This is a genomic window from Flavobacterium anhuiense (assembly GCF_900101855.1).
Taxonomy (GTDB): Bacteria; Bacteroidota; Bacteroidia; order Flavobacteriales; family Flavobacteriaceae; genus Flavobacterium; species Flavobacterium anhuiense.
Window position 1 is genome coordinate 764,253 of sequence record NZ_FMVC01000001.1, and the last position, 13,272, is coordinate 777,524.

At 34.0% G+C, this 13,272-nt stretch carries 14 protein-coding genes; 6 read left to right on the forward strand and 8 right to left on the reverse strand.

Features of this window, described 5'->3' with window-relative positions; genetic code table 11:
- The first annotated feature begins 5 nt into the window (after positions 1-5).
- From BLP44_RS03240 to BLP44_RS03250, 3 genes are all read left to right on the forward strand, one after another.
- Complete coding sequence (locus BLP44_RS03240) at positions 6-974, forward strand: DUF4837 family protein (protein ID WP_091129258.1); 969 nt, start codon at positions 6-8, stop codon at positions 972-974.
- Positions 975-1,216: 242 nt separating this feature from the next.
- Entirely contained in the window at positions 1,217-1,858 is a 642-nt protein-coding gene (locus BLP44_RS03245) for a DUF1579 domain-containing protein (protein ID WP_091129261.1), read from the forward strand.
- A 163-nt stretch (positions 1,859-2,021) separates the two neighbouring features.
- A complete protein-coding gene (locus BLP44_RS03250; RefSeq protein ID WP_066033215.1) occupies positions 2,022-2,468 on the forward strand; it encodes a GNAT family N-acetyltransferase in 447 nt (148 codons plus the stop codon).
- Between the two features lie 98 nt (positions 2,469-2,566).
- Here BLP44_RS03250 and BLP44_RS03255 read toward each other — a convergent pair whose 3' ends face one another.
- From BLP44_RS03255 to rnpA, 4 genes are all read right to left on the reverse strand, one after another.
- Positions 2,567-3,370, reverse strand: a complete 804-nt coding sequence (locus BLP44_RS03255; RefSeq protein WP_066033216.1) for an OmpA family protein — start codon at positions 3,368-3,370, stop codon at positions 2,567-2,569.
- 3 nt (positions 3,371-3,373) lie between these two features.
- Positions 3,374-5,011, reverse strand: coding sequence for a S41 family peptidase (locus BLP44_RS03260; RefSeq protein WP_091129264.1), 1,638 nt, complete (start codon positions 5,009-5,011; stop codon positions 3,374-3,376).
- Positions 5,012-5,013: 2 nt separating this feature from the next.
- The gene (locus tag BLP44_RS03265; protein ID WP_091129266.1) at positions 5,014-5,850 is read right to left on the reverse strand and encodes a DUF4349 domain-containing protein; all 837 of its coding nucleotides are present in this window, start codon (positions 5,848-5,850) and stop codon (positions 5,014-5,016) included.
- Positions 5,851-5,920: 70 nt separating this feature from the next.
- Positions 5,921-6,325 (reverse strand): ribonuclease P protein component, encoded by a 405-nt coding sequence (gene rnpA, locus BLP44_RS03270; protein WP_091129270.1) that lies wholly within the window; start codon positions 6,323-6,325, stop codon positions 5,921-5,923.
- Positions 6,326-6,450: 125 nt separating this feature from the next.
- Between rnpA and BLP44_RS03275 the strand changes: the two genes are divergently transcribed.
- The 3 genes from BLP44_RS03275 to BLP44_RS03285 all read left to right on the forward strand — a co-directional run bounded on the left by BLP44_RS03275 (position 6,451) and on the right by BLP44_RS03285 (position 9,055).
- Complete coding sequence (locus tag BLP44_RS03275) at positions 6,451-7,197, forward strand: lysophospholipid acyltransferase family protein (RefSeq protein ID WP_091129274.1); 747 nt, start codon at positions 6,451-6,453, stop codon at positions 7,195-7,197.
- 45 nt (positions 7,198-7,242) lie between these two features.
- Positions 7,243-8,238, forward strand: a complete 996-nt coding sequence (locus BLP44_RS03280; protein ID WP_066033221.1) for an acyl-ACP desaturase — start codon at positions 7,243-7,245, stop codon at positions 8,236-8,238.
- Positions 8,239-8,401: 163 nt separating this feature from the next.
- Positions 8,402-9,055 (forward strand): HD domain-containing protein, encoded by a 654-nt coding sequence (locus BLP44_RS03285; RefSeq protein WP_091129276.1) that lies wholly within the window; start codon positions 8,402-8,404, stop codon positions 9,053-9,055.
- Positions 9,056-9,421: 366 nt separating this feature from the next.
- Here the strand turns inward: BLP44_RS03285 and BLP44_RS03290 are convergent, their stop codons facing one another.
- The 4 genes from BLP44_RS03290 to BLP44_RS03305 all read right to left on the reverse strand — a co-directional run bounded on the left by BLP44_RS03290 (position 9,422) and on the right by BLP44_RS03305 (position 13,169).
- Entirely contained in the window at positions 9,422-10,348 is a 927-nt protein-coding gene (locus BLP44_RS03290; protein WP_091129279.1) for an alpha/beta fold hydrolase, read from the reverse strand.
- 350 nt (positions 10,349-10,698) lie between these two features.
- Positions 10,699-10,824 (reverse strand): FeoB-associated Cys-rich membrane protein, encoded by a 126-nt coding sequence (locus BLP44_RS03295; RefSeq protein WP_085949274.1) that lies wholly within the window; start codon positions 10,822-10,824, stop codon positions 10,699-10,701.
- 6 nt (positions 10,825-10,830) lie between these two features.
- Positions 10,831-12,930 carry a ferrous iron transport protein B gene (gene feoB, locus BLP44_RS03300; RefSeq protein ID WP_091129282.1) on the reverse strand — a complete coding sequence of 700 codons (2,100 nt, stop codon included), beginning with the start codon at positions 12,928-12,930 and terminating at the stop codon, positions 10,831-10,833.
- Positions 12,930-13,169, reverse strand: coding sequence for a FeoA family protein (locus tag BLP44_RS03305; protein ID WP_008465698.1), 240 nt, complete (start codon positions 13,167-13,169; stop codon positions 12,930-12,932). Before BLP44_RS03305 ends, feoB begins: the two co-directional genes overlap by 1 nt.
- Between the last annotated feature and the right edge of the window lie 103 nt (positions 13,170-13,272).

Here is a 13,272-nt window from a genome sequence, read left to right on the forward strand (position 1 = left end):
AAAAAATGAATAAAACCCATTTTTTATTGCTATTAATTCCATTTTTCCTGACTTCTTGTTTCAAAAGTGAAAAGCAAAATGAAACAGTTTCTGGAAAAACGAATACCATTTCGGTCATTATCGATGACCAATTGTGGTATGGAGAAGTGGGCGATAGCATCAGAAATAAATTTGCCTCTCCGGTTCTTGGACTTACTCAAGAAGAACCGCTTTTTACCATAAATCAATATCCAGCCAGATTGCTTGAAGGTTTTGTGACCGATAGCCGAAGCATTATTGTGGTCAAAAAAGCACCTGTAGATAAATTCGAAATCATTCGAAGTAAAACATTACCTCACAATACATTCCGTATATACGGGAAATCTGTAGATGATATTATTTGTAGTATTGAGTTAAACGCCCCGCAAATAATTAAAATTATTCATGACGCTGAAATTGAGAAAATTCAGGATGACAACAGTACCTCACTGTTAAATAAAGCGATCATAAAAAATAAATTTCATATTAATATTCAGATTCCGACAGGATATGAATATATGTTGCACAAAAAGAAATTCATCTGGCTTAAGAAAGAAATTATAAGTGGCAATACTAGTTTATTAATTTACCAGATTCCGCTTTATAATTTCAAGAAGAAAAAAGATGTTGTCAATGCAATTGTCAAAATGCGGGATTCGATTGGGAAATATATACAAGGTCGCGAACCTAACACCCAAATGATTACCAGTGAAGCATACGCACCCTATTTTTCAAAAGTAACTTTAGACAATAAAAACGCATTCGAGACAAAAGGAACGTGGGAATTGAAAAATGATTTCATGACCGGACCTTTTATCAACTATGCTATTATTGATGAAACCTTTAACCGTGTTTTGGTTATCGAAGGATTCTCATATTCACCTTCACATCAAGAACGCGATTTAATGCTAGAACTCGAAGCGATAATAAAAACAGTGAGAATCGACAAACGATAGGAGTTTTTTGTTTCAAGTTTCAAGTTTGGGGTTTCAAGTTTCAACGTCTTGACGATTAATTGTGCGCATTTCTCAGAGAACTTCAACTTCTTATCAGCTTAGCGTCCTCTGCGCAAATCCTTTGCGAACTTCGCGGTTAAAAAGCCAAAGTATATCAACTTGAAACATGAAACCTGGAACAAAAATAAAACAAACAAAATTTTTCGTACTTTTATTCATAACAAACATAAAAACAAATAGTTATGAAAAAATTAACCGCAACCTTAGCAATAATAACCCTGTGTTTTATTTCTTGTAAAAAAGAAGTGAAGGTAGAATCGACAACTCCAGCAGCGACAGATTCTGTTAAAACCGAAGAACCTGTTGCCGAAGCACCATTAGATTCTGCGGCGCAGATGAAAGCTTGGCAGGAATATGCAACGCCAGGAGATCTGCATAAAATGTTGGCCGATGAAGTAGGAACATGGAATTGTGATATGACATTCTGGTCGGATGCCAATGCAAAACCCGAAAAAGAAACTTCTGTAGCAGAGATCAAAATGATCTTAGGCGGACGCTTTCAAGAAGCAACTTATAAAGGAACTATGATGGGACAGCCGTTTGAAGGTAAAGGAACGGTTGGTTATAATAATGCTAGTAAAGAATACATTTCCACATTTATAGATAATATGGGAACTGGTATGATGACCAGTAGAGGAAAGTATAACGAAAGCACCAAGAGTATAGAATATTTCGGAGAAATGGCCGATCCAGTAACCGCAAAAAACACCAAGTATAGAGAAGTGTACACGATCGTAGATGCTAAAACCCGAAAAATGGAAATGTACGATACAAAAAACGGAACCGAATATAAAAGCATGGAAATCGTGATGACGAAAAAGTAGTTTTATTTTCTAGGTTCACAGAAACATAGGCAAAAAGGCACAAAGTTTTATTTCAATGAGATACAATTTTGTGCCTTTGCAATTTCTAAAAAAACTTTAGCGAAGCTAAAAAAATAATATAATTTAGCGTCTTCGTGCCTTCGCAGCAAAAACAAAAGCAGAAATGGAATTAAAATGGAAAATAAAGCCTTTTGAGGCATTAACTGTTCACGAGTTATATGATTTGCTCAAACTGAGAAGTGAAATCTTTGTAGTAGAGCAAAATTGCGTTTATTTGGATCTTGACGGGAAAGACAAGAAGGCTTTGCATCTAATTGGAGAGTTTGAAGGTAAAATCGTCGCGTATTCACGTTTATTTGATGCCGGAATTAGTTTTGATAATGCTTCTATCGGAAGAGTAGTTGTAGACGCCAATTATAGAGATAGAAAATGGGGACACGAATTAATGCGCGAAGCAATAGCTGGAATTAAATCCAATTTTGGACAAGATAAAATCACGATTGGCGCACAATTGTATTTGAAGAAATTCTACGAAAGCCACGGTTTTGTTCAAACTAGCGAAATGTATTTAGAAGATGATATTCCGCACATAGAAATGGTGAGAGAATAATTAAAAAGGAAGTAAATCTGCAATGAGTTTTAGAATATTCCAATAAGCAAAAAACCTTAGAATTTTAGTAGCTCAGCATCTTAGTAGCTTAGTAAAAACTAAATTTTAGTAATCACAAATTCAACCCGCCGATCGTAATTATCGCCTCTTCCCAACGGATATCGATTGCCGCACCCAACATATGTCATGCGGCTTTTTGATATTTTTTTGGACATTAAATAGTGGAAAACAGTTTTGGCGCGGTTCCATGAAAGTCTTCTTTCTTTGGTATCTCTGTCAATTCCATCGCTGTAAATTTCTGGAGTGCAGCAAACATGACCTCTTATTTCAAAATTAAGATTTCTATGATTTTGAAGTATGGCTGCAATTTTATCCAGTTCTTTTTTAGAATTGCTAGTAAGTTTAGCACTTCCAATATCAAATAAAATAGACTCTAAATATACTTTATCGCCCACTTTTAAATTGTCTTTGAATGAAGTGTGAACTCCTTTCCCAAAACTATTTTTCTTAACAACAATTAAGTCAACCCGCCGATTTCGCAAACGTGTCTCGTACAGATTTTCTACCGTATCCGGTTTTACGACAACACGTCCTTTTCCTTCAAGAATTATAATCTTACTCTGATTGAATCCTTTCTTAATCAATAGATTCTGAATCGTATTGGCGCGATTATTTGATAATCTAAAGTTATACTCATCATTGCCGCGATCGTCACAATAGCCATAAATCTGTATAGACTCAACATTTGCCGTGTCTATGTTTTTTATAAAGTTTGAAACAACAGTAATTTGTCTATCTGTCAGATCATACCTGTCAAATTCAAAATAAATAGTTTCAACAGGTTTTTGCTGTGCCGTTACTGTATAAAATGAAAAAAGAGTCAGGGCTAGAGTTATCTTCATTCACTACATTTTTAATATCGTTTTATATTCTGTAGGATTATTTAATACGCTAACTGCTCTTTTAATTTCTGAATTGTTTTTTAGATAATACTGATATAAACCTTCTTGGTATTGATATCTCTTGATCAACTCTTCCAAAATCATGTTTTTGATTTCTTTTTGGTTTTTATCCAGTAAAGTAGTTTCGCTTTTTTCTAAAGCAGTTAACAATTGCTGATATTCGGCAGTAATGGTCTCGTCTATTTTTTCTTTTTTAGCTGCAGCTAAAGTATTTTTCAACGCGACTTCAGTGTCTGTGTCAAAAGTGATTTTATTCGTTTTTAGATATTGTTTGAAAGCGGTGTAATCTGCATCTGTCAAAGTTGGAATCTTATCTCCCAAATTTGGATTTTTGTAATAATATGTTGTAGCATAATCAAATACACCGTCGTTTTTAATTAAAGCTGTTGCAATGGCACTGGTTTTTGCCTCTTCCAATTCGATATCAGGCAAAACTCCTCCGCCATCATAAACTGTTCTTCCTTTTCTGGTTTTAAAAGCATTATAATTTTTAGCATCAGTTTTCTGAGCCACGCCATTTTTATCTTTATGAGCATAATCCAAAGCCTGAATACATCTTCCAGAAGGCGTATAATATCTAGAAATAGTTACTTTCAGCTGAGTTCCGTAGGTTAAATCAACCGAGCGCTGTACCAAACCTTTTCCAAAACTTCTGCTTCCTAAAATAACGGCACGGTCTAAATCCTGCAAAGCACCAGAAACAATTTCAGAAGCCGAAGCACTTCTTCCGTTTACTAAAATGGCTAACGGAATTTCAGTGTCAACTGGTTCTTTCTGTGTTTTATAAGTATTGTTGTGTTTTTCAATTCGTGATTTAGTCGTTACAATTACTTCATTCTTCGGAACAAATAAATTACAGATATCAATAGCCTCATTTAGTAAACCTCCAGGATTTCCTCTTAAATCCAAAACAATCTGCTTAGTTCCGTCAGTTTTTAATTTTTCTAATGCATCTTTCACTTCGGCAGAAGCTTTTCTGCTAAAATGTGCCAAAACGATATAACCTGTTTTATCATCAATTTTTCCGTAAAATGGAACAGATTTAATATCCACTTCATCCAAAACCAAAACCGTAGTATTTGGTTTTCCCTGACGAAGATATTTGATATTGATTTTAGTGTTTTTTGTTCCTTTCAATAATTGAGAAGCATCATCCTTGAAATCAGCAATCAAAACATCACCAATTTGGATAATTTCATCGCCAGCTTTTAGTCCAGCTTTATCGGCTGGATAATTTTTATAAGGTTCACGAACAATTAAACGGTCATTTTTTCTAGAAATCAAAGCGCCAATCCCCGTATATTCTCCAGTATTGTTGATTTTAAAGTTTACAACATCTTGCTCGTTAAAATAAACCGTATATGGGTCTAAACTTCCTAACATGCTTTTGATGGCTTTATCCATCAAATCGCCTGGATTGGTTTCGTCGACATAATTGGTGTTTACAGCTTTAAACAAAGTTGTAAAAATTTCGATCTGTTTGGCAATTTCAAAAAAATCTTCTCTAAAACTGGTTCCAACAAACAACATTCCCGCCGCAGCGACTGGTATAATAAATTTCTTTTTGAAATACGGATACATGATTATTCTTTTTTTCTTCTTTTTAATCTTCTTCTAATAAAATAGGCAAATACACAAAACAGGATAACAAACGGCCAAACGCTGATTAACGAAATTAAAAAATCGGATAAACTGTAGAATCCTGATTTAAGTGCGTTCCAGATTTTTGATCCATAGGATATTTTAATGCCTTCTTTTTCAGCTATTGTTTTGTAAAAGTCAATTGTGACTGTGCTCTCAGAAACACGGCTTTCTAAATATTTAAGCTGACCTTCTTTGGATTCTATTTCTTCTCGGATAGCTGAAATTTGTTTTTCAATTTCTAATATCTCGCTTACTTTAGTCGCTTTCTGTAAGATTTGCAAATAGCGTTCTTCTAGTTTTTTCTTCGTATGTAATCTTGAAGTTAAATCAATAAATTGTTCAGTTACGTCTTCTGCGGATATATTTTTAACTTCAAAATAAGAAACACCTTTTGAAACATTATTGATAAAACGATCAAAATTCTGACTAGGTACTTTTACAGTAAGGCTTCTGTAAACACTGTTGTAATCCTTCCCTTCAGAATCGTTTATGATTCTTGCCTTGTTGTCTGAAACCGCTTTTTGAATTTGATTATAAGTGTTTTCTAAATTATCTGTTTCAAATCGAAGCGATCCCTGCTTGATTATTTTCTGCGGAATCTTAGTTTTTGATGATTCAATTAAATCTTGATCTTTTCTATTAGACTCACTCGCTCCAGCAGGTGGCGGTGGCGGAACCATAACGGCGCTTACTGCAACATCATTACTCTCAGCTTCAGATTTACTACAACCAAAAAGCGCTAAAAATAAAACAGATAAAAAGAAAATATGTCGCATAAAATTTCAATTTAGAGCTAAAACTACGATTTTTTTGTCTAACTTGAATAATAATCTTATCTTTTGAAATTTAAGCTTCTGTTTTCGTATCAGAATCTTGGGTTTTGTTTATCTGAGCTACAAATTTCTCAAACAATTGAATCATTTTGGTATTGATTTCTTGGTAAGATAAACGGTCTTTGGTCTGATAAAAAAGCATTATCGAGTAAGGCTGATCCAAGTTATCCAAAAGTAAATGTTTGTTCAAACGATAAGTTTCTCTCAAAACCCTTTTGAAGTAATTACGATCAACGGCCTTCTTGAAATATTTCTTAGAAACCGAAACGCCAATCTTAGTTTGTTCTTCTGAATTTGCCTCCACTTGACGGTAAACCAAACGAAGCGGATATTTGGACACCGATTTTCCTTCAGAAAATAGTAAACCAATTGTCGTTTTGCTTTTTAAACGCTCGTTTTTAGGGTAAGTAAAGTTCATTTAATTCAGAAAAGATTTGCAAATTCTAGTGCAAAGGTACAATTAAACCATAAAAACAGTTATTGTTTTCAATTTTAATAAGTCTAAAAATATATTTACTACTTTTGCGCATTAATTTTTGAAGCATGGAAAAAATTATTTCTTATCCAATATCGGTAATTTACTATTTATTATTTGGTTTATGTTTGGCTGTTTTTCATCCAATTCAGTGGATTTGTTTAAATGTTTTTGGCTACCAGGCTCACAAAAAAAGTGTTGATTATTTAAATTTCTGCCTTTTAAAATGTACAAATCTTGTTGGAACAAGATATACAGTTGAAGGTGTAGACACGGTTCCGAAGGGTGCGCCAATCATTTTTGTGGCAAATCACCAAAGTATGTACGATATCGTGGCAATGATTTGGTATTTTAGACGTTTTCATTGTAAATTTGTAAGTAAGAAGGAGTTAGGAAGCGGAATTCCGAGTGTTTCTTTTAATTTGAAATACGGAGGATCTGTCTTGATTGACCGAAAAGACCCTAAACAAGCGATACCAGTTATCAAAGGCTTGTCTGAATATATCGAAAAAAACACAAGATCTGCCGTAATCTTTCCGGAAGGAACAAGAAGTAAGACAGGAATACCAAAAGAATTTGCGCAAAGCGGTTTAAAAATCTTATGCAAATATGCACCATCTGCATATGTTGTACCAGTAAGCATCAATAATTCTTGGAAAATGGTAAAGTTTGGTTTTTTTCCTGTTGGTTTAGGAAATCATCTGAAGTTTACAGCTCACAAACCTTTAGCTGTTAAAGATTACAAATTTGAAGAGCTGATGGAGATTACTGAAAAAGCAGTTAAAGAAGGAATAAATGAATATAAACAGGTTTAAGTTTTAGTCCGAGCTAAAATGAAAAACCCAAATCTATAATAAGTAATGTCTATAAAAAACATTAGATTAGAAGTAATGCAGTTTTTGGAAAAAAACGTGGATAGCTTCGTCGAACAGTATTTAATTCCAGTGGAAAAAATTTGGCAGCCGTCGGATTTCTTACCAGATTCTCAAGGAGAAAATTTCTTTGAAGAGGTAAAAGAATTACGCGAGATTGCTAAAGAACTTCCGTACGATTTCTGGGTTACGCTTGTTGGTGATACCATCACTGAGGAAGCATTGCCTACATATGAGTCATGGTTAATGGATGTAGAAGGAATTGATCAACAACAAGAAGGTCAAGGAAACGGTTGGGCCAAATGGGTACGACAGTGGACTGGAGAAGAAAACCGTCATGGAGATCTTTTAAATAAATACTTGTATTTGTCTGGTCGTGTAAACATGCGTGAAATCGAAATGACTACACAGCATTTGATCAACGACGGTTTTGATATTGGAACTGGAACTGACCCGTACAAAAACTTTGTGTATACTAGTTTTCAGGAATTAGCAACTTATGTTTCGCATAATAGAGTAGCGCAAATGGCTAAGAAATTTGGCGATAACAAGTTGTCTAAAATGTGCAAAATGATTGCAGGAGACGAAATGCGTCACCACCACGCCTATAGCGAATTTGTAACTAGAATTTTCCAAGTAGATCCGAGCGAAATGATGCTGGCTTTTCAATACATGATGAAGCAGAAAATCGTTATGCCGGCTCATTTTTTAAGAGAATCTGGTCAAAAAATCAGTAGTGCTTTCGAACAGTTTTCTGATTCAGCTCAGCGTATTGGTGTTTATACTGCAAATGATTATGTTGAAATCATGCAGAAATTGATCAACAAATGGGAAATCGATAAAATTACCAATTTGTCTGATGAAGCAGAAAAAGCACGAGACTTCTTAATGAAATTGCCAGCGCGTATGGCAAAAATCTCAGAGAGAATCGTAATCCCAAAAGAATCGCATATCTTTAAATGGGTTGAACCAGCGAGACTTTAAATTTTAGATTTTAGAATGTAGATTTCAGATTTCAGATTGGAATTTGGAATTTTTAGATTGAAATTTAAAAAGCAACATTGTTGCTTTAAAACATATTTGTTGATTGTTGGAGATTTAAAATCTTCGGCAATCAACATTTTTTATAAAACGTAAAAACCTCTTTATGAGTGACTCAGCATTAATTATTAAAACTATTGCTTTTGTAAAAGAAAAACTAAACAATGCCGAAGGCGGTCATGATTGGTTTCATATCGAGCGTGTTTACAAAAACGCGTTGCTGATTGCAAAAGAGACAGAATGTGATCTTACGATTGTAGAATTGGGCGCTTTATTGCACGATATAGCCGATAGTAAATTTCATAACGGAGATGAAACTATTGGGCCAAAAACAGCAAGAGCGTTTTTAGAAGCCGAAAATGTTTCTGAGGATATAATTGTCCATGTTGTCAAGATCATTGAAAATATCTCTTATAAAGGCGGAAATTTTGAAAAGAAATTCTCTTCTGTCGAATTAGATGTTGTTCAAGATGCCGATCGTCTCGATGCGATTGGTGCAATTGGTGTTGCAAGAGCTTTTAATTATGGCGGATTTAAGAACCGAGCTTTATACAATCCAGAAATTGCTCCTGTAACCAATATGACAAAAGAGGAGTATAAAAAGAACAACGCTCCAACTATTAATCATTTCTACGAAAAGCTCTTACTTTTAAAGGATAAAATGAACACAGCAAAAGGAAAAGAAATCGCTGCTGAAAGACATCGTTTCATGGAAACTTTTCTTGCTCAATTTTATGCAGAATGGGAAGGAGTGAAATAAATTTCATTTAGATATAAAAAAGAAAAACGGCTCTAATCTAGAGCCGTTTTTTATTTGGTGATGATTTCTTTACAGATGTTTATACGGATTTATAATCTCGATTTTAAGAGACACATAATTATAAAAGCGCATAAAAATCCAATTGAAAACCACAATAACTTCGTGATGCTATTATTTCTAACCATTTCCCTTTTTTCAAACCTTGTCATTTTGAATGAATTTTATACATTTCAAAAGTAATTTTCTAGAGGGTAATGATTATACCAAGAAAAGTCTTTAAACCGTTATAATAAGACAATTTTTCTTTAGTATCAGTCGTCTTCCGTTCTAGTCATAAGTCTTTCTTATAGCTTCTTTCATCTTTTCTTATTTAACTTTCTGAACAAATTTTTGAATGGTATTCTTAAACTCTTTATTCTGTTCGTAATACAAAATATGCCCACCGTTAATAATCTTAACTTCTTGATTTGGAAATTTAAACAAACGATAATGCTCAGGGCCAATATTGTTGTCTTTTGTTCCTGAGATTATAAGCGTTGGAACTTTGATAGAAGCAGTTCCTTTTGTAAAATCATTAAAATACAGAGGGCCACTTAATGCATTTTGTGCAAATGAAGAGTTCCTTTTTTCGCTATTATCAATACTGTCCAGTTTTTCAACATTTGCTCTATTGTCAGACAGCATTTTATACTCTAGATCTGCTTTTTTAGTTTCCTGTTTAGCTTCAAAAAAAGTGTTTAATATGGAATCTTTGCCTTGTACAGGGAAATCTTTTCCTAAAGTTTTGCCCATGAAAGCAATTTGATTGAGAAGCGAATCGTTGATATCAAGTGTAGCATTCAGCAGAATTAAACCTTTTACATGTTGAGGATATTTTTCAGCATATTTAGTGGCTAAAATTCCTCCGAAAGAATGTCCAATTACAAATATCTTATCCGTTTTAAGGTGAGTTCGAATTTCTTCGATGTCATCAATCATTCTGTCCATGCTGTAATTATTGTCTGCAGGAGATCCAGATCTACCGCATCCTCTTTGGTCATAATAACACATGGTTAGTTTGTCTTCAAGAACATTTCCGCCAAATTCTTCAAAAGATTTGCTCCATGCACCAGGGCCTCCGTGTACAAAAATACAGACTTCGCCTTTTCCATTGACTTTCAAAAACAAAGGAACTCCATCTGAAGTGGTAAACGTAATGTTGGGATTTTGCGTTATCTCTGTTTTTGTTTGACCAATTACACTCTGTGAGAAACAAAGAAACAGAATGAAAAGTAAATGGATTTTTGGGTTCATTGGAAGTCTTTTTTTGCTGTTTTAATAGGATAAAAGTATAATTAAAACAGCAGAGAAAAAACTAATGATTGGTTTTCATTATGAAATAAGTAATGATTGTCGCGCAGAAAAAACCTATCGCGAACCACAGTAATCGAGCCACTCTATTATCTCGTACTATTTCCATTCTATCTTCTGGTGTCATCTTAAATAAAATTTAGGAAGCAAAAATAGTTTTAGAAAATATACTAAAAAAGGTGATTTTGGTTTTTAAAATAACAGAATAAGACATTTTTTTATCATAAAAAAAAGCTTCAAATAGAAATTAAATCTATTTGAAGCTTTTAGTTTTAGTATCTTAGAACCTAAAATTAAGAACAACCACAATCGGTTCCACCTCCGCAGTCTTTTTTCTTTTTCGATTTAAAGAAGAACTTTTTGATCAAAAAAGCAACTGCAAATCCTAATATGGCAAAGGCTATTATTTCTTGAAACATAACTTTTTATTTTAGAAGTTGATACGCAATTAATGCGGTAAAATAAGCGAGACCGCTCATGAAGACTAGCTGCATTGCTGGCCATTTCCATGAATTGGTTTCTTTTTTGGTAATTGCCAATGTACTCGCACATTGCATGGCAAAAGCATAAAACAGCAGTAAAGAGATTCCAGTTGCAAAGTCAAATACTTTTTCTCCCGTATCTGGACGAACTTCTGCCTGCATTTTGCTTTTTATAGTAGATTCGTTATCTGTATCTCCAACACTATAAATGGTTGCTAATGTTCCAACGAAAACTTCACGTGCTGCAAACGAACTGATTAACGCAATTCCTATTTTCCAGTCGTAACCCAAAGGCTGAATTACCGGTTCAATTGCTCTTCCCATTAAACCGATATAAGAGTTCTCTAATTTTTGAGAATTAACTTCATTTTCAAATTGCGTTTCATCCAAAGTTGTGTTGGCAAACCTTTCTTTAACTATATTTTCAGCTTCATTAAATTCTTTTCCTGGCCCATAAGAAGCCAAGAACCATAAAATGACTGATATTGCTAAGATGATTTTACCTGCACCAAGAACAAATGCTTTTGTTTTTTCTACCACATTAATTCCGACATTTTTGAAAAGCGGCATTTTATAACTTGGCATTTCAACAACAAAATAGGTTTTTGATTCCAGTTTTAAAACCTTATTTAAAATGTAAGCTGATAAAATGGCCATAAAGAATCCTAATACATAAAGGGACATCAGAGTTAATCCTTGAAGATTTAGCACTCCAAAAACTCTTTTGCTCGGAATGACCAATGATATAATAATCGCATAAACAGGCAATCTTGCCGAACAAGTCGTGAATGGCGTTACCAAAATAGTGATTAATCGTTCTTTCCAGTTTTCGATATTTCTTGTAGCCATAATTGCTGGAATCGCGCAAGCAGTTCCCGAAATTAAGGGCACAACACTTTTTCCAGAAAGTCCGAATCGGCGCATGATTTTATCCATCAAGAAAACCACACGGCTCATATAACCGCTTTCCTCCAAAATGGAAATAAACAAAAACAAGAAAGCAATCTGCGGAATGAAAATGATAACTCCTCCAATACCCGGAATAATTCCCTGAGAAAGCAAATCGGTCAAAATGCCGCTTGGAAGTTCTGCCGCAACCCAGCTGCTCAAAGAGGCAAAAGTGCTGTCAATGAAATCCATCGGAATAGTGGACCAGCTGAATATGGATTGGAAAATCAAAAATAAAATGGCAAAGAAAATAACGTAACCAAAAACTTTATGAGTTAAGACACGATCCAATTTGGCACGAACATCTTTAGCCATCGAAGCGTCAATCTTTAAACCTTCTTTTAAAACATCATTGATAAACTGATATCTTTTTATGGTTTCTTTCTGTTGCAAGCGCTTTAATTCTGAATGCGATTTTGTAAAAGTGCTTCGAATTTCATTTCGTTCTAAATTCAAAAAATTGACATCCTGAGTAATTACAAGCCATAATTTGTACAATAATTGATTTGGAAAAGCATGTTGCAACTTTTTGAAATATTCTTCATCAATTACAGAAGCATTCAAACAAGGTTCGTGCGGGATAGTTTTATAAGAAACAATCAGTTCTTTTAATTCTTCAATTCCTAAACCTTTGCGCGAACTAACTAAAGCAATTTTTGTTTTTAATTTTTCTTCTAAATATGGAATATCCAAAGAAATACCTTTGCGCTCCATACGATCCGACATATTGATGACCAAAATCGTCGGAATTTCAAGATCTTTTATCTGAGTGTAAATCAGTAAATTTCTTTTTAAATTTTCAACGTCAGTTACAACAACAGCAACGTCTGGATATAGCTTGTCATTTTTATTTAGCAAAAGTTCAATAACAACGCTTTCGTCCATCGAACTGGCGTTCAAGCTGTACGTTCCCGGTAAATCTAGAATATTGGCTTTTATGTTATTAGGCAGCTTGCAAAAGCCCATTTTTTTCTCAACCGTAATTCCAGGATAATTTCCAACTTGTTGGTTAAGACCAGTTAATTGATTAAAAACAGAGGTTTTTCCGGTATTTGGATTTCCGATAAGGGCAACATTGATATTCTGAACACTCATTACAAATTGGTTTTGATAAGTTCAACTTCAATTTCACGAGCGGTTTCAATTCGGATTGCAACATGAGAGCCGTTAATATCTAAATATAACGGATCACCAAAAGGAGCCACCTGCAACAATTCAACTAAACTGCCAGGAAGACAACCCATTTCTAATAATTTAAGTGGAATAAGATCGATATCAAAATCTTTGATAATGGCTTTTTCGCCTTTTTTCAGAGTGTGTATTGTATTTTGCAAGCTTATTTAGATTGAATTTAGATTGCAAAAGTAGGCAATTATTCTTTATTTCAAGGTATTTAACACTTCCACAAATGCTAAATGTTTCTAAAAATAAGGGTTT